This is a genomic window from Clostridium sp. AM49-4BH (assembly GCF_003478335.1).
GTDB lineage: Bacteria > Bacillota > Clostridia > Lachnospirales > Lachnospiraceae > Butyribacter.
In genome coordinates this window covers 35,612-56,395 of the sequence record NZ_QUFB01000015.1, presented here as the reverse complement: position 1 = coordinate 56,395, position 20,784 = coordinate 35,612, and the positions used below count along the sequence as shown (strand labels likewise).

Genomic DNA, 20,784 nt, shown 5'->3' with positions numbered 1-20,784 from the left:
CTTCCTCTATCAGCTTCGGTGATTCTTCGAAACTTCATTGTGCGCTAAAATTATGCGCAGCTATTATAATAACACAATTTGCCGCCAAAAAGAACGCATTCAGGGTCATTGTCATAATATCGTCAGAAATCGTTATTATTTTGACTGTGAAGAATGAGAATGATTTATATCTGCTGCCTCTGCAAAGCCCTTTTGATTGTCCGACGGCAGTTCCGGATCCGGATCGTTCAAATGCAGAAAAATTTTCATTGTCATCTGATATGCATACAGAAGCAGCGGCACGACCATCGTCATGATCATGCTTGCCAAAAACAAACGAACTGTATATTTTTTCACAAAGACAGCCGCAATAAATGTCGCCGCATACATAAGCACGATCAATATAATTCCAAGGATCGCCATTACTCTTTTTATTGTTCGAAATACCTTTTCACGTTTCATTCTTTGGTCTCCTCTCCATGAATCCATGCAAAATACTGCCGGATCTTGAGCTCATACCCATGATCGACCGGATGGTAAAAGGTTCGATCCGCTATCTCATCCGGCAAATACTGCTGTTTTGCATAATGTTTTGGATAATCATGTGCATACTGATATCCGATTCCGTGTCCTAATTTACCGGCACCGCCATAATGTGCATCCTGCAAATAGGGTGGGATTCCGGAAATTTTCGTATGCTGAACACAATCCATTGCCTCACTGATCGCCGTTACTGCAGAATTGCTCTTTGGCGCACTTGCTACATATGTCGCTGCCTGCGCTAAAATGATCTGCGCCTCCGGCATTCCGATCCGTTCTACCGCCTGCGAAGCACTTACAGCAACTACCAAAGCCATGGGATCTGCATTAGAAACATCTTCTGCTGCACAGATCATAATGCGTCGGGCAATAAATTTGATATCTTCCCCTGCATTTAACATTCTTGCGAGATAATAAACCGCCGCATCCGGATCAGAACCACGCATACTTTTAATAAACGCTGAGATCGTATCATAATGGTTATCACCGGATTTATCATATCGCACCACACGCTTCTGAATACATTCCTGCGCCACGTCAAGTGTGATCGTAATAAGGCCGTCTTCTCCACGCTCTGTTGTCAACACAGCCAGCTCTATCGCATTCAGTGCAGCTCTGGCATCTCCATCTGCCATATCTGCTAAAAAGTCCAGTGCATCTTCTGTCAATCGAACCTTATAACTGCCCATACCACGCTCCGTATCCTCTACCGCACGCCGTAAAAGCCGCTTTATGTCATCCGTCTGCAGCGAATGCAGCTCAAAAATGATCGACCGCGACAGCAAAGCGCCGTTTACTTCGAAATACGGATTTTCTGTCGTAGCTCCGATCAAGATGATCGTCCCATCCTCCACAAAAGGGAGCAGATAGTCCTGCTGACTCTTATTAAAACGATGAATCTCGTCTACAAACAAAATCGTGCGCTTTTGATACATTCCTGCATTATCCTGTGCCTGTTTTACAACTTGTTCCATATCTTTTTTGCCAGCGGATGTTGCATTGATCTGCAAAAATTCTGCACTCGTCGTATTGGCGATCACCTTGGCAAGTGTTGTCTTCCCGGTACCCGGCGGTCCATAAAATATAATAGAACTCAGTTTGTCTGCCTTGATCGCACGATATAACAGCTTTCCCTTACCGATAATATGCTCCTGTCCGACAACTTCCTCCAAAGTCGTTGGACGAAGACGAGAGGCAAGTGGGGATTCCTGTTCCTTTGTCTGTTCTCTCATATATTCAAATAAATCCATGTTCTTCCTCCAAGCGCCTACATAACGATATTGCTATCCCGAAACCATTCCTGCCCTGATCGGACAGAAATATAATTCCTATCAAAGGCTATCTGTCACATTCTAATCAAATAGCAGCACCTCGCCGTCACGCACGCCAAAATAAATATGTTCTTCTTGTCCGCTGATCTGTGCCTGCCCGGCAGTCGCTTCTGTCACTTTATTAATCAAACTGTCTTTGTCACTATCCGGCACAGCAACTGTTACAACTACATCTTCCGCATAAACCGTATCCATCAGCGGTAATCCCATCTGCCCAAAAATATACTGTAATTTCCCAATCCCATTATAATCTGTGCGGATCTCCAACCGATATCCCATCAGTTTATCTATGATCGTACTCGCCGCAAGCCCCGCCTGCGCCGCCTGTGAATAGGCACGCACCAGTCCACCGGTACCGAGCAGCGTACCGCCAAAATAGCGTGTCACGATCACTAAAATATCATGCACGCCCGCTCCATGTAACACCTCCAAAATAGGTCTGCCCGCAGTTCCTGACGGTTCGCCATCATCTGTACAACGGCTGACTTCCCCATGTTCGCCAAGTATGAAAGCATAGCAATTATGTCTGGCATCCCAATATTTCTTTTTGGTCTGCTCAATGATCTGCATCGCCTCCTGTTCTGTCTGAACGGGAAATACCTGTGCAATAAATCTCGATTTTTTTTCTATGATCTCATCCGTGCCACCTTCGAGCACAACACATCCAATCCGATTTGTTGAAATATCCATTCGTTCCTCCATCGTAACAACAATGATCCCACGTGCCTACTTTTGCTTGTGACTCCGGTATACCAAGGAAATCTGCGTACCGATCGTGATCAGGGCACTTATGATCACCAATGCATAAAAACTGACGCCACGGCTTAACAGCATTGCCGGATAAACGTATTGATTCTGCATGATCGTTCGAAACATCACCACGCTAAATCCCTCATTCGCTCCAACGCCACCCGGAACCGGCAGAATATCAATACACACAGAGATAAAACTCTGCAGAATGATCACTTCGATCACCGTGCTTCCGGATAGTCCAAGTGCCAGATAAATAAACCATGTGACCAAAAAGTAGACCAAACGCTGTGCTAATGTGATCACTAACACGATCCCGGCAGTTCCCCAATGAGTACGCATATATAGGGCGCCCTCTTCATAGGCTTCCAGCATATGATCCAATTTCTTTTCCAAGCGTTCTCTGCGTTTTACCAAACGCACTTTATGAAGCAGCCACGTTGCAAACCGAACAATATAGCGTGCTCCATTTTTGGAAAATACAATAATTCCATACAATACGATCGAAACAACATTAACTGCCATCCCAACCCAGAACAACCATTGATAATGTCCCAGTGTCTTTACCATAAACGGATGGTAAAACAGCACCACGATCGCTTCCACGATCACCAATGCGATCTTGTAAATAATCGTCCAAAATAACATTGCCACCGAAGATGCGCCCATATTGATGCCGTCAGCTTTCATATACAATACCATCATGGGCTGCCCACCGCTGGCTGACGGTGTCAATGCATTAAACAAAAAGCCGATAAAAGAATACCGCAGCGACGGGAAAAAATGCATACGCTCTCCAAGCGAGCGCAATATAACGATCAAGGACGTGGATTCCAAGATCAAATACATGACCGCACACAACACAGCAAATAATATCATGCTTCCCGATGCCCCCTGCAGCAGTCGTCGGATCTCCGGAAGATCCTGATCTTTTAACAGCAAATACATGGTTGCTCCCAGCAACAACAGCATAAATATAATGTTTCCGATTAATTTTGTCTTTTTTTGCATATATCCCTCACTTTATCATTGATAACCTTATAACCCACTTTTTAGGAAGGATCCTCACCTTACTTATCACGAAAAAGCTCTGTGGAACGCTGCACAATGCCGTTAATATAAGCAATAAATATTCCATAGTTCACAATCGGCACCTTTTGTTCCTTTGCCATAAAAATACGATGTTTCATCTCTTTTTCATGAAGCGTACAGCCTCCGCAATGGATCACCATGGCATATGGAGATAAGTCCGCCGGAAAGCTGGTGCCACTGCAAGTCTCAATATCGAGCTTACACCCTGTATGTGTTCTCAACCAATTCGGTATTTTGACCGTACCAATATCATCGCACTGACGTCTATGCGTGCACCCTTCCGCAATTAACACTTTATCGCCATCCCGTAACTGTTCTATCATCCGGACGCCCTCCATCAGCTGCTGCAGATTCCCCTTGTGTCTGGCAAACAAAATTGAGAAAGATGTCAACGGTATATCAGCCGGTACGATCTGATTCACTTCCTTGAAAGCCTGTGAATCTGTGATCACCAGCTTTACTTTATCTGCTAACGCAGACAACACACCGGCAAGTTCTTCCACCTGCGTAACGATCGGAATGGCATGGTGATCCAAAAGATCACGTATTGTCTGCTGCTGCGGCATGATCAGACGTCCCTTCGGTGCCGCAGAATCAATCGGCACGACTAATACCACCATATCACCGGTCTGTACCAAGTCGCTGACGATATGCATTTCATCGTCTTTCTGTGGAGCTGCAGCGACCAATTGATCTTTCAACTCTTCGATTCCCTGCTTCTTTACCACACTTGTCAATACAACAGCATGACCGGGATACTTTCCCTGTGTCTGATGTCTGATCTGCTCTGCTTCCTGTACAGGTAATTGATCTGCCTGATGCAGCACAATAATTACCGGCACCTTACGTTCTTCCAACCAAGTGAGCATATCCTGCTCTAACCGTGGCATCTGCCCGGAAAATTCTTCCTTCTCTGCCAGTTGTGCAATATTTACTACAAGCACTGCAACGTCTGCACGCCGCAACACTTCCTTGGTCTTCTCCACACGTTTTCTTCCGAGCTCACCTTCATCATCAAGTCCCGGTGTGTCGGTCAGAAGACACGGCCCCACCGGCAAAATTTCCATCGCCTTCGACACCGGATCCGTTGTCGTTCCCTTCGTATCAGAAACGATTGCAAGCGGCTGTCCTGTAATCTCATTGATCAAACTTGATTTGCCTGCATTCGTCTTGCCAAGCAGTACGATCTGCAGACGATCACCATACATTGTTGTCTGTAATCCCATCGCTGTCTCTCCTTTTTGTATGACGTCTCCATTATCGAATCTGTCCATCTCCACAGATCAAATACTTCATTGTTGTCATTTCCCGCAGTCCCATCGGTCCTCTCGCATGCAGTTTCTGCGTCGAAATTCCAATTTCTGCACCCAAACCAAATTCTCCACCATCGGTAAATCTTGTCGAGCAATTGACATATACACATGCAGAATCCACTTCCTTTTGGAATTTTTCCGCATTACGATAGCTTTCCGTGATAATACACTCCGAATGACCTGTAGAATATTTGGAAATATGTTGTATTGCCTCATCCACAGAACTTACAACGCGTATGGAGATAATATAGTCCAAAAATTCCGTTGCATAATCTTCTTCGGTTGCCGGGATAACACTGTCTCCCAAAATCTGTCTTGTTCTCTCACAGCCGCGGATCTCCACCTGATGCTCTTCCAGCTTTTGCTGCAGCATCGGCAAAAACTGCTCTGCTACTGCCTCATGCACCAAACAGGTTTCTAATGCGTTACATACGCTTGGGCGCTGTGTCTTGCCATTGTCAGTGATCTGCACTGCCATTGCAAGATCTGCCGTCTCATCAACATATATATGACAGTTGCCTGTTCCCGTCTCGATCACGGGAACCGTTGCGTTCTGTACAACTGCCTGGATCAGCCCGGCACCTCCACGCGGGATCAGCACGTCAATACTGTCATTGGCACGCATCATTTGCGTAGATACTTCTCTAGATGTATCTTCCACTAATTGGATCATGTCTTTGTCATAGCCGCATTTAGCTACAGCCTCGCGCATCAGTTCCATTAACTTGCAATTGGAATGAAATGCTTCCTTGCCTCCTCGCAGAATAGCTGCATTACCACTTTTAATACATAAGGCAGCAGCATCTACCGTAACATTTGGTCTGGACTCAAATATAATACCAATAACACCCATCGGTACTCTGATCTTAGTGATCTTCATGCCGTTTGGTCTGGTCGATCCTTCGATCACCTCACCTACCGGATCTTCTAAATCAGTCAGCTTAAGGCACGCATCGGCAATACCGTCAATACGCTCCATCGTCAAACGCAATCTGTCGATCATCGTATCGGATATTCCATTGTCCTTTGCCTGTGCAATATCCTGTTCATTTGCCTTCAGAATTTCTGATGCATTAGCACGTAAAATTGCTGCAATCTCTGTTAAAATACGATTCTTTTCCCCTGTCGGGCAGCCGGCGATCTGCTTTTTGGCTCTTGCTGCATTTTGTCCTAATTGCTGTATGTAGTTCATTCCTGTCCTCCTATTCCAATGTAAAAGTGCAAAAGCTGTCACACGTGTAACGCATAACAGCCCTTATATGTTTGTTTATACTGATAACTTTTTCGTGCACGCGATTGCTAACGCCTTTGGACCAATGTGACACGATACACTTAGCGACAATGGATCTGTCATGATCTCGCCCACGTCACCAAAACGTTCCCTGATCAGATCACAAAACTGTGCCGCTGCCTCTTCATTGCAGGTATGCGCAACCTCCATATGGACATTTTCGATACCATCAAAACGTTTCTCGATATCATCCTGTATCGCATCTAACATCTTGGAAATGCCACGCTTACTGGTCTTTGCGACCGTAAAGGCATCTAACTTCTCTCCCTGTATCTGAAGAACCGGCTTTAAGCGCAGTGCTGTTCCTAACGCTGCCACTGCCGGGGTGATACGTCCACCTTTTTTGAGATATTTTAAGGTATCTAACATAATATAAATGCTGGATTCTAACTTTTCTTCTTCTAACTTTTCTTTGATCTGCTTTGCGCTCCACCCCTGGTCCGCCAAAGTGAGTGCATCTAATACAGACTGCTTCTGTGTAACCGAAATGCGCTGATTATTAACAACCTGTACCTTTCCATCATAATCATCTGCAAGCATGATCGCTGTCTGACAGGAGCCGGACAATCCACTGGACATCGGAATATATACTATCTCCTCTGATGTTTCAAGTGCTTTATCCCAAATTTCCATCACGGTTTCGGGAGAGGGCTGCGATGTTGAAATATCAACATCTTCCTGCAATCTTGCAAAAAATGCATCATGTGTCAACGTAACATCTTCAAAATACGTTTCTCCGGCTATCAAAAACGGCATTGGCACAACAACAACCCCATACTGTTCTGCCTGCTTTTGCGTGATTCCACTATTGCTATCCGTTATTACTGCAATCTTTCCCATGTTATTTCCATGCCTTTCTCATTTACTTGTTTCACAATCCTATTCGTCCATTATAGCATATCGAATTTCCGTTGGAAATACAATATTTCCTGTGCAACTGTCTATAACTTATCCGGACTGTCATAATCTGCATTTCCCTGCATCCAGACAATGCCCTTAAATCTGGCACCGAGAATCGGTTCTCCCATCAGATCGTCCCTGTGAATACTGATCGTGATCAGCAGATCATTACAATTGATCTGCAAGAGCACGATCTGCTCTCCGGTGTATTGATTGGATACGCTGGTCCAATTGATGATCGTACCGATCACCATATAATTGTCCGATTCTGAGCCGTAAGGCACAAATGTTGTCTCTACAATGCTATACAGATCTTCAGTTTTTATGCGGCGGCGTATCTGTGAACTCAGATCCATCTCATCTAAGGTTAAACTGTCAATGGCATCTTGATCTCCTTCTTTTGCCTGCTTGATCAGTTCCTGTTTCTCATGTCCTTCACACATTTTCTGTATTTGAGAAGTATTTGATCGATACACACCTAATATAATCTTGCCGCCTAATGACAAACCCGAAAAGGAAATCTTAGCTCGGTGCGGAGTGTTGTCTTCACAACCTAATCGCAGATAATCTGCAGCATTTTGCAAGTAAAAGATCAATGATATACCAATACGAACATCATCACACATGCCGGTATATGCATCCGTATCTACACGTTTGTTTACGACAACATCCTCCAAGGCTGTAAAAACATCACTAAAAACGTATGGAAAATAGTGCTTTACATGAAAAAAACCTACCTGATCATATTCGCCACAGATTACGATGCCTGTCTTTTTACCCGTTTGTCTTCTAATTTCTACATATTTAGTTTTTCCACTCTTTATTATTGTATGATAATCCGGCTCATTCATCACATACCCAAGCAACTGATCGATCTCTTGTTTGCTATATTGTTTGCTAAAACCGATTGCTCTTAAAAAACGATGCATTCCATTCCTCCATGCTACTATCATTGCTTTTCATTCTCTGCATGCAGCTTACAAGTATCCCCTATCGTCTTTGGAACAAGATACGGCGCATCTTTCGTTCCCAGATCATCTTCTTTCTTGAGGTATACCTTATATTCGCAATCTTTATCCGGGCAACCGGCTGCAGCTGCCTTTCCGGACTTCTTACATATCTTGTACTTCACATGACAAGAACAATTTTGTAAAGGCTGTGTTCCCTTTGCAAAATACTCTTTGCGCACGGTCGAACCGCCCATAGCATTCTCACATAATCCGGGAACTGCCAGATTGCCACATTTTGTACATATCTTTACTGAAATAATATCATCCGGTTTAGCAAACTTCTTTGCCTCACATGCTTTAGCTTTGTGTACCCGGGTCATGATCTTTTTCCATATCTTCTGGTAATAGTACGTATTATCCTGTTTGGCAGTTCCATCATAACCGGTCCAGATTCCAGCTGTATAATATGGCGTAAATCCCTCGAACCAAAAATCATAATTTTCTTTCGAAGCACCATTCTTGCCTGCTACCGCCATCTTTTGATCATCGAAAGCTGCCTGTCTGCCATCCCCACTCTCTAAGGTTTCCTGCAGCACATCCGTTAACATCCATGATGTCGAAGCCTTCATCACTCTTGTCTGCGAAGAATCACTGCTTAACAATACATTACCATCCTCATCTACTACTTTGGTATAAAAGGTTGGTTCACGATACACTCCGCCGTCCGCAATGCTTGCATACGCTGCTGTCAACTCCAGATTGGTAACTCCATCCGTCAGTTCCCCCAATCCGGCAGACAACTTAATATCTGTGCTGGTTACTCCATCATCATCTTTGCGGGCATCTACTAACGTAGAAAAACGCATTTGCTTCAGATAATCAAATCCCGTTTCAGCCGTGACTTTCTCAAAAATACGCGCTGTCACAGTGTTCACAGAATTTGCCAGTCCGTCCCGTATCGTCGTCAATCCCCCATATTCCTTTGCCGTATTTTGCACCATATGATCTGTATCCGTATAACGATACGGTGCATCCTCCACCACAGTACCAAGTGTCATTCCACACGTGTCAAGTGCCGGAAGATAGGCTGCCAAAGTACTAAGTACGGTTCCCGGCTGGCGCACGGAAGAAGTAGCTCTATTCAACGTGCGTGAGGAAGTCTTTCCTCCACGACCACCCACAATAGCGCGAACTTTGCCGGTTCCCTGTTCCATAAGCACAAAGGATGCTTGCGGCTGTTTTACCAGACGGATTGTCTCTTCTTTTGTTTTGGCCCCGCCAAGCGTCATTGCCTTACGGAATTTTGCAATCATATGCTTTGCTTTTTGTTCATTATCAAAATATAATGTAATTTCTTTGCCGGACTGTATATAAAACTGTTGCAGATCCAGCTCGGTATACTCTGTCACGGTCCCGTCCGGTCCCTCGACCGCCAAATGATATGTCAGATATGACGGCGTTCCGGTTGGATAGTTCGCATCATTACCAATCACTTTATCACAGATTGACTGCAGCTCTTCATCTTGGCAAGAATATATACGCAAACCATCGCGATATAACGCATTGTATGCCTGCGTTTCCGTATATCCTAATTTTTCTTTCAGGTCCTCAAAAACATTGTCAATGACCGCATCTACATAATAGGAATTACCACTCTCGCTGTCATTGCTTTTCTTTTGGTTTGTTGTCTGCACACGGGTATATACATCATCTCCTAATGCATCTTCATAATCCTCTTCTGAAATATAATTTTGATCCAACATCGCCTTTAACACTTTTTTGCGCTGTTCGCTATTATTTTCCGGATTGGTGATCGGATTATCATCTGTTGGATTCTGCTGTGTTCCTGCCAAAACTGCCGCCTCCGATATCGAAAGCTGCGAAATATCTTTATTAAAATATCGCATGGAAGCATTTTGCACTCCAATTGCGTTTTGTCCCAAATTAATTGTATTTAAATAGTATTCTAAAATCTGTTCTTTATCCAGCTTTTGCTCAAGCTGCACTGCCAAATACTGCTCCTGAATTTTTCTCGTAATCTTTTCGTATACAGAGCTGCCATTTCCTTTCCAGATCACTTGATTTCGAAGGAGCTGCTGCGTGATCGTACTGGTACTTTTTACCTGATCTTTTTCAGAAAGATCATCAACAAATTCCTGAAAGATTGCTGACAGATCCACACCCTTATGCTCATAAAAACGGCTGTCTACCGCTGCAACAAATGCATATTGCACGCAAGCCGGTATTTTATCAAGTTTTACATACTCTTTCTGCTCACTAGACGTGCTTAACGTCTGCAGCTCATTGCCACCCTCATCATAGATCACCGCTCCCGTTCCTTTTGCCAACAGATCGAGTTTACTCAGACTCGGTGCACTGTCCGATACGCCCTTAACCACACCCGCCACACAAAAAAGCTGTAGTAAAAGAAATGCGATCAACAATACAATTACCGCTATACGTGAACTAACCCGGAGTCGATTTTTCCATTTGATCCGGGTATCTAACAGCATATTCTGTTTTTTCGTCAACTCCTGCTCACTATAATTCATGAATCCTGTTTCCTCTTCACCTGCTTATAGTCGGAAGGGCAAAACATTCGTTTTGCCCCTCCCTATGCCCTTTACGGTAAATATTTTACTTGTTGCGGTAAATAATATCGGTACGCTTTGGTCCGTTAGATACCATTGTGATCGGTACACCAAGTTCTTTTTCAATAAACTCAATATATTTTCTGCAATTTTCCGGAAGCTTATCATACTCTTTGATGCCGGAGATATCACATGCCCATCCCGGAAGCACTTCATACACTGGTTTTGCTTTCGCAAGCTTAGCCGTAACAGGGAACTCTTTGACTACTTCCCCATCGATCTCATAGCCAACACATACCGGAATCTCTTTGAGATATCCTAAGCAGTCTAACACCGTTAATACTACATCGGTAGCACCCTGAATCTGGCAGCCATAACGGCTTGCTACTGCATCAAACCAGCCCATACGGCGTGGTCTTCCTGTCGTAGCACCATATTCTCCGCCATCACCACCGTGATTACGAAGCTTTGAAGCTTCCTCTTCGTCTAAAATCTCGCTGACAAACTCGCCGGCACCTACTGCGCTGGAGTATGCTTTTACAACCGTGACAATGCGCTTGATCTCATATGGCGGAATACCTGCGCCGATCGCACCATAAGCTGCCAATGTAGAAGAAGAAGTAACCATTGGATAAATACCGTGATCCGGATCTTTCAAAGAACCAAGCTGCCCCTCTAACAGGATATTCTTGCCCTCTTTGATCGCTTCCCTTAAATATGCTGATACATTGCATACATACGGAGCTATCATATCACGATACTCATGCAGTGTAGCTATAAGCTCGTCCGGCTTGAGTTCCGGCTTATTATACAAATACTTCAAAATGACGTTCTTCTGCTCGCAGATTCGATTTACTTTATCTCTCAAAACCTCATCATCGGCAAACAACTCAGATACCTGAATGCCGATCTTAGCATATTTATCAGAATAGAACGGAGCAATGCCTGATTTGGTAGAGCCAAAGGAAGCCTTTCCAAGACGTTCCTCTTCATACTGATCAAAGGCAATGTGATATGGCATTAAGATCTGTGCACGATCTGATACTAAAATCTTTGGCTTTGGTACACCACGCTTCACAATCTCATTGATCTCATTGAAAAGATAGGGAATATTAAGTGCAACACCATTACCAATAATACTTGTCGTGTGATCATAAAAAACACCCGATGGTAATAAGTGCAATGCAAATTTACCATAATCATTGATAATCGTATGGCCTGCATTACTACCGCCTTGGAAGCGCACGATAATATCGGACTCCTCTCCCAACATATCGGTAATCTTTCCTTTTCCTTCGTCACCCCAGTTTGCACCTACAATCGCTGTTACCATTTGTTTTCCTCCTTGCCTTTGCTGCTTTATACATTAATTTCTGCCTTCATGCCAAGAATGTCCTTATTGGCATCAAGAACAGGCTGTACAACCTCTTCGATAAACTCCTTCACCTGGGAAACCGAACGACCTACATATTTCTCCGGTTTCATAGCCTCTTTGAGCTCATCGATACCCATTGGGAACTCTTCATCTGCTGCGATCAGCTCTAACAGATTATTCTCCTTACCAAGTTCCTTCACATTACGCCCTGCTTCCATGGAAAGCGTACGGATCTTCTCATGAAGCTCCTGGCGATTGCCACCCGCCTTCACTGCATCCATCATAATATTCTCAGTAGCCATAAATGGAAGTTCTGACATCAGTCTTCTCTCAATAACCTTATCGTATACGACCAATCCATCTACGACATTCAAAAGCAGATCCAAAATACCATCTGTTGCCAAAAATCCCTCCGGAATACTAATTCTCTTATTTGCAGAATCATCCAAAGTACGCTCAAACCACTGGCAAGCTGATGTAAACATGGTATTCGTAACATCTGCCATCACATAACGTGACAAAGAAGCAATGCGCTCACTTCTCATTGGATTTCTCTTGTAGGCCATAGCAGAAGATCCGATCTGATTCTTCTCAAACGGCTCCTCGATCTCCTTTAAATGCTGTAACAAACGAATGTCATTGGAGAACTTGTGTGCACTTGCAGCGATTCCTGCCAAAACATTTGCCACACGTGTATCTAACTTACGGGAATATGTTTGGCCGGATACCGGGAAGCAGGACTTGAATCCCATCTTCTCTGCGATCAAATGATCCAATTTCTTTACTTTCTCCTCATCGCCGTCAAACAACTCCATAAAACTTGCCTGTGTACCTGTCGTTCCCTTGGAACCGAGCAATTTCATCGTAGACAGTACATAATCCACATCTTCCAGATCCATCATAAATTCCTGAAGCCACAAGGTTGCACGTTTACCAACTGTTGTCGGCTGTGCCGGCTGAAAATGGGTAAAAGCAAGCGTCGGAAGATCCTTATACTTCATAGCGAACTTTGCCAGCTCATCAATAACATTGACTAATTTATTTTTCACAAGCTGTAACGCCTCTGTCATAATAATAACGTCCGTATTGTCTCCTACATAGCAGGAAGTTGCTCCCAAATGAATAATTCCTGCTGCTTTCGGGCACTGCTGTCCATAGGCATAGACATGACTCATAACATCATGACGAACCAGCTTTTCTCTTTCTTTGGCAACATCATAGTTAATATCCTCTGCATGTGCCTTTAACTCCTCGATCTGTTCCGTCGTCACCGCCGGACCGCCCTGCTCGTTTTTGAGTCCAAGCTCGTTTTCTGCTTCCGCTAATGCAATCCATAATTTTCTCCAAGTTTTAAACTTTTTATCCGGAGAAAAGATATACTGCATCTCCTTACTTGCATAACGCTCTGACAATGGGCTTGTGTACTTATCTGTGCTCATAATTCTCCTCTTTTCGTTGATAATTTATTTTAGTGGTCATATTCACCACGAATATCCTCTTTTGGTGGTTCCATTGGATACTGACCGGTAAAACATGCATGGCAGTATCCCTCATCGCCGTCGATCAATTCTGCCAAACGTTCTTTGTCCAAATACCCCAAAGAATCTGCACCGATCATCTCGCAGATTTCCTCTACAGAATGATTATAAGCGATCAGCTGGTCACTGGATGGAACATCCGTACCAAAATAGCATGGATACATAAATGGCGGTGAACTGATGCGGACATGCACTTCTTTCGCACCTGCATCGCGGATCATCTTTACAATACGTGCACTCGTTGTACCTCGCACGATCGAATCATCGATCATAATCACGCGTTTGCCATTTACTACCTCGCGCAGTGCATTTAGCTTCACCATAACACTGCTCTCTCTAGCTGACTGTTTCGGCTTAATAAAGGTTCGTCCCACATAACTGTTCTTAACAAATGCGGTTCCATATGGGATTCCCGACTCCATGGAATATCCCATCGCTGCTGCATTACCGGACTCCGGAACACCTACGACAATATCCGCATCCACCGGATGCTCCTGCGCCAGGATCTTTCCTGCTGTCAATCGAGAGGAATGCACACATATCCCATCGATATAACTATCCGGTCTGGCAAAATAAATATATTCAAAAATACATCTTGCGCATTTGTCAGAAGCCATACTGCGATCTGACTGTATTCCCTGCGGCGTGATCGTAACGATCTCTCCCGGTGCAACATCTCGTACAAATTCTGCACCAACTGTGTCCAACGCACAGCTTTCAGATGAGAAAAAGTATGCATTATCCCGCTTACCAATGCAAAGCGGGTGGAATCCAAACGGATCTCTCGCACCGATCATTTTGCGCGGACTGGCAACCACCAGCGAGTACGCACCCCGGATCTTCTGCATCGCTAACTTCACCGCATCTTCCACAGTTCCAACATGCAATCTCTCACGGGCGATCAAATAGGCGATCACCTCAGAATCAATGCTGGTATGAAAAATTGCTCCCATCAATTCCAACTCTCTGCGCAGATCAACTGCATTAACGAGATTACCATTGTGTGCAACCATCAGAGTGCCTTTAATATAATTCAATACCAACGGCTGCGTATTCTCCGGAATACTGGCTCCAGCCGTTGAATAACGCACATGCCCTACGCCAATATCACCATGAAGCTGTTCTAACTTCTCTGCATCAAATACTTCGTTGACAAGTCCCATTCCCTTGATCATCTGGGAATTCCGTTTCTCACCGTCTGTACGGCTCACTGCGATACCACAGCTTTCCTGTCCTCGGTGCTGCAGCGAAAACAGTCCATAATAAATGGACGAAGCAACATCGCCGCCATCCATGTCATACATTCCAAATACGCCACATTCTTCTCCTAATTTCGGATCTTCAATGCCAGCCATCATACACGATCTGTTGGTGCATGCGAGGCATTCTTTCTGTCTGTCACACATCATTTTGTTCTCCTTCATGCTGTCTATCCTCTTTTGGATGGAATACTTTCACCAATAACATTATAACTGTTTCTGAAAATCTAGCAAGGGGACAACTACTTTTTCGACTTATTTTTTGTCGATTTTTTTATTGTTTTTGCGGATTCCCTATTCTTTTTCCCTTTTTTTGCCTTTGGCGATGCAGTAACTGCCGGTGTAACACTCGGTGTTGCGGTCGGCTGTTCCCATACCGTCAGATCCTCTTGCGTCAAAATACCGTGCTTAAATTTTGTTGTCAAAATACGGATCACCGACTCATCTAAGCGGCTCTGCGTAATTTTTTTGCTGTTTACCGCATTCAATATTGCCTGATAGGCCTGTGTCAGATCGTTCGGCATCAAAATAATATCTGCTCCAGCCATAAAAGATTGGAGTGCAGCTTCACCCGGTGTATAATTATCCGTGATCGAAGCCATATCAAAAGCATCTGTGATCACGATTCCCGAAAAGCCAAGTTCTTCACGTAAGATCGTCTTCATGATCAATTCCGACATACTAGCCGGCTCTTTCGTCTCTGTAACACGACTGACCGATATATGGGATACCATAACAAACTCTGCCCCCGCATCAATTCCCGCCTTAAACGGCACGAAGTCCAGATCACGCAGTTTGGAAATGCTGCTGTCTATGTCAACACTTCCCTGATGCGTATCTCCATCGGAAGATCCCTGTCCCGGAAAATGTTTTACGTCGCACATACCCCGCGCTCCTGACTGCCTTGTACGAAAGCGGCTACCATATCAGATACTTTACCGGGATCAGATCCAAAGGAACGTTCTCCGATTTCCGTATTCAGATCACTCGTTTTAACATCTGCAACCGGCGCAAAATTCACATTGAATCCAAGTGCCCGTATCTCTCTGGCAATCGTCCTTCCCATATTATAAACGTATTCCCCGTCTTTCGTCTTGCCAATGCTTTCTGCCGTCGGGAATTTTGTCGTTTTCATTTTCTTGTTAGAAGCAATACGCGCAACACTGCCTCCTTCCTCATCTACAGTGACAAACAACGGTGTCTGGCTGTTGACCTGTAATCTCTGGATGAGTTTTGATGTCTTCTTCCGAGTGGAAATATTTCTCGAAAATAACACAACACCACCTACCGGGATCTGACTTAAAGTTGTCTTCATCCCTTTCGTGCATTTACGAAATTCATAGTATCCTCCCTGTGAGCCATCCAGTTCCTCTAACTTAACTACGAAAAGCTGTGCCACCTTTTGTTCGGTCGTCATCTTCGCAAGATAACGTCTGGCAAACTCTCCCGCTTGTTCTTCCGATAAATTAACAACGGGCTGTTCGGATGCCACCGGCGTTTCTGACACCGACGGCTTATAGGTTTTGTACGGCTTTTGCTTTGGTCCAAACACACTACATCCTGTCGTTGTGAACAATAATCCTGTCACAATACACAGTGCAAGAAACCGCTTGCAATATTTTGTTACGTTTCGATCTGACATCATAAACACCCATGCCTTTCTATGTATCTGCACGTCTCACGCACAGCTACAAAATCTTTTTTATATTTTTGGAAACTGTCCAAGCACCTCCGCATAGGATAACACTGTAAATATATTTTACTGTCGGAACACTTCCGACAGATTGGAGGACTTATGAGTGATTTAGCAGCTACAAACTGTGGATGCGCTTCAAATGACAACGGATGCAGTTGGATCATTATCCTTTTGCTCCTGTGCTGCTGCTGTGGTAACGGCAACGGATTTGGTGGTTTCGGCGGCGGTTGTGGAGACAGCGGCTGCAGCTCCATCATCTGGATCATACTTATTCTTTGCTGCTGCGGATGCGGTTTCTAAAGCACTGCATCACAAACCCTTCCACTCTCCGATAACCATTACAAAGTCTATGCTTTGTACTGCAGGTGAGGGCTGAACAGTTAAGTCTGACAATTGCAGCTTAGGGCTGTCTCTCAGACTTTACCAACCAGCTTGAAAGAAGGCTGACATTCATCCAATGTCAGCCTTTTTTGCGGTGACGTACAAAGTGCGCAAAGCACACTCTGTTCCCATTATAGAAAACTGTCCTTTTTCACTATATAATTCAGACCCGTTTACCTGCTCTGACCCTTTCCTGACGACAACCAAGACATTCTCTGTCAATCTCATAAATTGTATCGTCTTCAATGATCAGATCCCGGTCGCCTCTGCAAAAAGCATCTGCCTGTTCCGACAGCGGCATTCCGCTTCCTTTCAGTACGTTCTCATGCCGCTTAGTTCCGTAATGATAGTATCGCATAAATATCCTCCAAAGTACGTCTGCAGCTTCATCGCACATACAAACATACAAAATATCGTATTTTTTAGGATTGTTAAGGTATCCCTAACATATTCTATGCAAATTACGGAACAAAGACACAATCTGCCGCGATCTTGTCGTATCCTATTCCGGGTCAATCCCAAAATAATGCTGCATCCGGTCAAGACGAGAAGTCATCGACATCATCAGCAAGTCTAACAAGGTGATCGCCGTCATAGATTCTACCACTACTACGGCACGAGGTACAATGATCGGATCATGCCGGCCTTTGATATGAATCTCCCTCTCTGCGCCGTCACGACCGATCGTCTCCTGCGCAGACGCAATGGATGGTGTCGGCTTTACTGCCGCACGGAGAATAATGTCACAGCCATCACTAATACCACCTAAAATTCCGCCGGCATGATTTGTCTTAGTACAAACAGCGCCGTTGTGCACAACAAAACTGTCGTTAAACTGTGAACCACGGCTTTGTGCTGCCAAAAATCCATCACCGATCTCTACTCCTTTGACAGCCCCGATCGACATAACTGCCTGCGCAAGTTTTGCATCCAGCTTGTCAAATACCGGTTCACCAACGCCAACCGGCATTCCATGAACCACACACTCGATCACACCGCCTGCAGAATCCTGCTCCTGCATACATGCCATAAGAGCATCTTCTGCCTGTGCAGACGCTTCCAGATCCGGCATATACAATGGACTCTTGCTGATATTGCTGCGGTCTGCACGCTTTGGATCGATCACAATACCGGCAATCTCCTTACTGTACGCATAAACCTCAACTCCCAGTGCCCGAAGCACTTCCAATGCCACAGCGCCTCCGGCAACACGTCCGATCGTCTCCCGACCGGAGGAGCGGCCACCACCGCGATAATCTCGAAATCCATATTTTTGATCAAACGTATAGTCTGCGTGCCCAGGGCGATAGTAGGATGCAATCTCCGAATAATCAGAAGACCGCTGTGTTTTATTGTATACCACCATGGATATCGGCGTTCCCGTTGTTTTCCCCTCAAAGACACCTGACTGAATCTCTACCAGATCATCTTCTTTGCGAGGTGTAGAATACTTTGTCTGTCCCGGCTTGCGTCGGTTCAGGTACTGCTGCACTGTCTGCTCATCCAATGGAAGCCCTGCAGGGCAGCCATCTACAACCACACCAATACCGCGTCCATGTGATTCACCCCAAGTCGTCACGCGAAATAAATTTCCAAATGTTGATCCTGCCATATTTCTTTCCATTTCGATGCGTACAACCGCATTCGACCTTTCTTACGAACTCGCATTAATGATGGAACAGACGGATGCCTGTAAAGCTCATTGCGATACCATGCTTATTACATGCTTCGATCACATCATTGTCACGAATGGAGCCACCCGGCTGTGCAATATATTTTACACCACTGCGGAATGCTCTCTCTACATTGTCACTAAATGGGAAAAACGCATCTGAACCACAAACAACATCTGTTGCCTGAGAGATCCACGCCTGTTTCTCCTCTTTGGTAAATACCGGCGGTTTCTCCGTAAATACGCGTTCCCACTCGCCATCTGCCAATACATCCATATAATCCTCACCGATGTAAAGATCGATCGCATTGTCGCGGTCTGCACGTTTCATTCCCTCTTTGAACGGAAGCGAAAGCACCTGTGGAGACTGACGCAAAAGCCAGTTATCTGCCTTGTTGCCTGCCAAACGGGTACAATGAATACGTGACTGCTGTCCGGCACCAATACCGATCGCCTGTCCGTTCTTCACAAAACATACGGAGTTAGACTGTGTGTATTTCAACGTGATCATTGCGATCGCCATATCGATCTTTGCCTGCTGTGGAATGTCTTTATTCTCTGTTACAACATCATCAAAGAAATGCTCATCAATATTCAACTCATTTCTTCCCTGCTCGAAAGTCACACCAAACACTTCTTTATGCTCGATCGGTGCCGGCTCATATTCCGGATCGATCTGAATGATCGCATAATTTCCTTTTTTCTTTCCCTTAAGATATTCCAATGCTTCCGGCTCGTAACCCGGTGCAATAATACCATCTGAGAACTCTCTCTTTATCATTTTAGCGGTACACACATCACACACATCAGATAACGCAATAAAATCTCCGTAAGAAGACATTCTGTCTGCGCCACGCGCTCTTGCATAGCTGCCGCTAATGGTGTCAATTCGCCAAGATCGTCCACCCAGTAAATCTTTGCTTCCACTTCACTAAGCGGAAGACCAACAGCCGCACCTGCAGGTGAAACATGCTTAAACGAGGTGGCTGCCGGAAGTCCCGTGGCTTTCTTTAATTCGCGCACAAGCTGCCAGCCGTTGAACGCATCCAAAAAATTAATATACCCCGGCTTACCGTTTAATACCGTGATCGGCAGCTCGCCTTCCTGCATATAAATCTTAGATGGTTTCTGATTTGGATTACATCCATATTTTAATTCTAATTCTTTCATGAACTAATTCCTCCATTTTCAATATAAGATTATAGTTTTATTTATTTTTATTAACGATCACAGACTCTGCCTCGCCTGTAGCAATGTCGATATAACGAACAAACAGCGATACTTTGTTATCCTCATTTAAGCTGTTCCAAAGCATATCCGTAAATGCTTTCATATCGTCCGGAATCGCTACTAACTTTGGCTCTCCCTCAAAGCTTGGAAGCGGATCGCCATCGCACTGATACGTATGTATAAAATGGCCTTCGCCTGCTACCGGCTGCTGATAAGCAAACGTATAACGATTGCAGGAATCACCATTGCCATTGTTGCTTTTCAAGATAGACATAGCGTAACTGTAATTTCCCTGATCCACATGCATAATGCCGGAAATACGCGGCGTATAATTTGGTGCATCCGGCTCAAATTCTCTTGTGCGCAATGCCTGTTCGAATGTCATCTGTTTATCCATCAACTCATAAATGGTATCTGTCTGATCACCATTTGTTACAATAGTTTTATTACCGAGTACACGTACCGGTGCATATATGATCAGGCTCGGATCGCTTAATTTCGATGGATCAAATGCCTGAGTACGGATCCCATCACCATCTTCAACAAAAACGCGATTACGGCTGTTTTCGCTTCTTCCCATAATAAAATAAGCGGTCACCGCATACTTTCCATTTGCAGACTGCCCAATGACGATGCCTCGTCCCGGATACGCATTCTGCTTTAACTCCTGCTCCAATGATATCATTTGCATTGCTTCTCCTCTTTTCTGCATACACCAGCCTCTCCGTCTCCTGCGGGTATGCCTGCATCAGGAGACGGTATTAGAATACACGATATTCTCAAAAATCTCAACTATAATTTGTTCTGACTTGTCACCCGGATGCATATCGTATATAGAACACTGCACCGGATTTCTATGCAAAATACACAAAATATCCATACTGCAGTTGTCGCCT

18 protein-coding genes and 1 pseudogene are annotated in these 20,784 nt (G+C 44.6%); 1 reads left to right on the top strand and 18 read right to left on the bottom strand.

Annotated features, from left to right (window positions below; all coding sequences use genetic code 11):
* Positions 1–135 precede the first annotated feature (135 nt).
* The 14 genes from DW981_RS06225 to DW981_RS06160 form a co-directional block, all read right to left on the bottom strand.
* On the bottom strand, positions 136–441 hold the full coding sequence (locus DW981_RS06225; RefSeq protein WP_118507128.1) for a hypothetical protein: 306 nt from the start codon (positions 439–441) through the stop codon (positions 136–138).
* Positions 438–1,769 (bottom strand): replication-associated recombination protein A, encoded by a 1,332-nt coding sequence (locus DW981_RS06220; RefSeq protein ID WP_118507127.1) that lies wholly within the window; start codon positions 1,767–1,769, stop codon positions 438–440. Before DW981_RS06220 ends, DW981_RS06225 begins: the two co-directional genes overlap by 4 nt.
* Positions 1,770–1,871: 102 nt before the next feature.
* Complete coding sequence (locus DW981_RS06215; RefSeq protein WP_118507126.1) at positions 1,872–2,540, bottom strand: YigZ family protein; 669 nt, start codon at positions 2,538–2,540, stop codon at positions 1,872–1,874.
* Positions 2,541–2,576: 36 nt separating this feature from the next.
* Positions 2,577–3,611 carry a lysylphosphatidylglycerol synthase transmembrane domain-containing protein gene (locus tag DW981_RS06210; RefSeq protein ID WP_022024908.1) on the bottom strand — a complete coding sequence of 345 codons (1,035 nt, stop codon included), beginning with the start codon at positions 3,609–3,611 and terminating at the stop codon, positions 2,577–2,579.
* 59 nt (positions 3,612–3,670) lie between these two features.
* A complete protein-coding gene (gene hydF / locus DW981_RS06205) occupies positions 3,671–4,918 on the bottom strand; it encodes a [FeFe] hydrogenase H-cluster maturation GTPase HydF (protein ID WP_118507125.1) in 1,248 nt (415 codons plus the stop codon).
* 31 nt (positions 4,919–4,949) lie between these two features.
* A complete protein-coding gene (locus DW981_RS06200; RefSeq protein ID WP_118507124.1) occupies positions 4,950–6,197 on the bottom strand; it encodes a glutamate-5-semialdehyde dehydrogenase in 1,248 nt (415 codons plus the stop codon).
* Between the two features lie 75 nt (positions 6,198–6,272).
* Positions 6,273–7,136, bottom strand: coding sequence for a DegV family protein (locus tag DW981_RS06195; RefSeq protein ID WP_118507123.1), 864 nt, complete (start codon positions 7,134–7,136; stop codon positions 6,273–6,275).
* A 101-nt stretch (positions 7,137–7,237) separates the two neighbouring features.
* A complete protein-coding gene (locus tag DW981_RS06190) occupies positions 7,238–8,125 on the bottom strand; it encodes a DUF3881 family protein (protein ID WP_182434160.1) in 888 nt (295 codons plus the stop codon).
* A gap of 20 nt (positions 8,126–8,145) precedes the next feature.
* Positions 8,146–10,698, bottom strand: coding sequence for a transglycosylase domain-containing protein (locus DW981_RS06185; protein WP_118507121.1), 2,553 nt, complete (start codon positions 10,696–10,698; stop codon positions 8,146–8,148).
* A gap of 85 nt (positions 10,699–10,783) precedes the next feature.
* Positions 10,784–12,070, bottom strand: a complete 1,287-nt coding sequence (locus DW981_RS06180; RefSeq protein WP_022024303.1) for an adenylosuccinate synthase — start codon at positions 12,068–12,070, stop codon at positions 10,784–10,786.
* 26 nt (positions 12,071–12,096) lie between these two features.
* Positions 12,097–13,551 carry an adenylosuccinate lyase gene (gene purB / locus DW981_RS06175; RefSeq protein ID WP_022024304.1) on the bottom strand — a complete coding sequence of 485 codons (1,455 nt, stop codon included), beginning with the start codon at positions 13,549–13,551 and terminating at the stop codon, positions 12,097–12,099.
* Positions 13,552–13,580: 29 nt separating this feature from the next.
* Entirely contained in the window at positions 13,581–15,008 is a 1,428-nt protein-coding gene (gene purF, locus DW981_RS06170) for an amidophosphoribosyltransferase (RefSeq protein WP_347474519.1), read from the bottom strand.
* A gap of 143 nt (positions 15,009–15,151) precedes the next feature.
* Complete coding sequence (locus tag DW981_RS06165; protein WP_118507120.1) at positions 15,152–15,793, bottom strand: glycoside hydrolase family 3 N-terminal domain-containing protein; 642 nt, start codon at positions 15,791–15,793, stop codon at positions 15,152–15,154.
* Positions 15,781–16,551, bottom strand: a complete 771-nt coding sequence (locus tag DW981_RS06160; protein WP_182434159.1) for a glycoside hydrolase family 3 protein — start codon at positions 16,549–16,551, stop codon at positions 15,781–15,783. The genes DW981_RS06165 and DW981_RS06160 overlap by 13 nt, the downstream gene beginning before the upstream one ends.
* A 153-nt stretch (positions 16,552–16,704) precedes the next feature.
* On the opposite strand from DW981_RS06160, the gene DW981_RS06155 reads away from it, so the two are divergent.
* On the top strand, positions 16,705–16,905 hold the full coding sequence (locus tag DW981_RS06155; protein WP_118507118.1) for a chorion class high-cysteine HCB protein 13: 201 nt from the start codon (positions 16,705–16,707) through the stop codon (positions 16,903–16,905).
* 244 nt (positions 16,906–17,149) lie between these two features.
* Here DW981_RS06155 and DW981_RS06150 read toward each other — a convergent pair whose 3' ends face one another.
* The 4 genes and pseudogenes from DW981_RS06150 to DW981_RS06135 form a co-directional block, all read right to left on the bottom strand.
* The gene (locus DW981_RS06150; RefSeq protein WP_118507117.1) at positions 17,150–17,344 is read right to left on the bottom strand and encodes a hypothetical protein; all 195 of its coding nucleotides are present in this window, start codon (positions 17,342–17,344) and stop codon (positions 17,150–17,152) included.
* A 144-nt stretch (positions 17,345–17,488) separates the two neighbouring features.
* Positions 17,489–18,598, bottom strand: coding sequence for a chorismate synthase (gene aroC, locus DW981_RS06145; RefSeq protein WP_118507133.1), 1,110 nt, complete (start codon positions 18,596–18,598; stop codon positions 17,489–17,491).
* Between the two features lie 55 nt (positions 18,599–18,653).
* A pseudogene (locus tag DW981_RS06140) lies at positions 18,654–19,828 on the bottom strand (phosphoribosylaminoimidazolecarboxamide formyltransferase).
* Between the two features lie 37 nt (positions 19,829–19,865).
* Entirely contained in the window at positions 19,866–20,579 is a 714-nt protein-coding gene (locus tag DW981_RS06135) for an IMP cyclohydrolase (RefSeq protein ID WP_022025387.1), read from the bottom strand.
* Between the last annotated feature and the right edge of the window lie 205 nt (positions 20,580–20,784).

Excerpts from the sequence above, each read along its gene's own strand:
- DW981_RS06225 (WP_118507128.1), bottom strand. The coding sequence starts at position 441 with ATGAAACGTGAAAAGGTATTTCGAACAATAAAAAGAGTAATGGCGATC.
- DW981_RS06220 (WP_118507127.1), bottom strand. The coding sequence starts at position 1,769 with ATGGATTTATTTGAATATATGAGAGAACAGACAAAGGAACAGGAATCC.
- DW981_RS06215 (WP_118507126.1), bottom strand. The coding sequence starts at position 2,540 with ATGGATATTTCAACAAATCGGATTGGATGTGTTGTGCTCGAAGGTGGC.
- DW981_RS06210 (WP_022024908.1), bottom strand. The coding sequence starts at position 3,611 with ATGCAAAAAAAGACAAAATTAATCGGAAACATTATATTTATGCTGTTG.
- hydF (WP_118507125.1), bottom strand. The coding sequence starts at position 4,918 with ATGGGATTACAGACAACAATGTATGGTGATCGTCTGCAGATCGTACTG.
- DW981_RS06200 (WP_118507124.1), bottom strand. The coding sequence starts at position 6,197 with ATGAACTACATACAGCAATTAGGACAAAATGCAGCAAGAGCCAAAAAG.
- DW981_RS06195 (WP_118507123.1), bottom strand. The coding sequence starts at position 7,136 with ATGGGAAAGATTGCAGTAATAACGGATAGCAATAGTGGAATCACGCAA.
- DW981_RS06190 (WP_182434160.1), bottom strand. The coding sequence starts at position 8,125 with ATGCATCGTTTTTTAAGAGCAATCGGTTTTAGCAAACAATATAGCAAA.
- DW981_RS06185 (WP_118507121.1), bottom strand. The coding sequence starts at position 10,698 with ATGAATTATAGTGAGCAGGAGTTGACGAAAAAACAGAATATGCTGTTA.
- DW981_RS06180 (WP_022024303.1), bottom strand. The coding sequence starts at position 12,070 with ATGGTAACAGCGATTGTAGGTGCAAACTGGGGTGACGAAGGAAAAGGA.
- purB (WP_022024304.1), bottom strand. The coding sequence starts at position 13,551 with ATGAGCACAGATAAGTACACAAGCCCATTGTCAGAGCGTTATGCAAGT.
- purF (WP_347474519.1), bottom strand. The coding sequence starts at position 15,008 with ATGATGGCTGGCATTGAAGATCCGAAATTAGGAGAAGAATGTGGCGTA.
- DW981_RS06165 (WP_118507120.1), bottom strand. The coding sequence starts at position 15,793 with ATGTGCGACGTAAAACATTTTCCGGGACAGGGATCTTCCGATGGAGAT.
- DW981_RS06160 (WP_182434159.1), bottom strand. The coding sequence starts at position 16,551 with ATGTCAGATCGAAACGTAACAAAATATTGCAAGCGGTTTCTTGCACTG.
- DW981_RS06155 (WP_118507118.1), top strand. The coding sequence starts at position 16,705 with ATGAGTGATTTAGCAGCTACAAACTGTGGATGCGCTTCAAATGACAAC.
- DW981_RS06150 (WP_118507117.1), bottom strand. The coding sequence starts at position 17,344 with ATGCGATACTATCATTACGGAACTAAGCGGCATGAGAACGTACTGAAA.
- aroC (WP_118507133.1), bottom strand. The coding sequence starts at position 18,598 with ATGGCAGGATCAACATTTGGAAATTTATTTCGCGTGACGACTTGGGGT.
- DW981_RS06135 (WP_022025387.1), bottom strand. The coding sequence starts at position 20,579 with ATGCAAATGATATCATTGGAGCAGGAGTTAAAGCAGAATGCGTATCCG.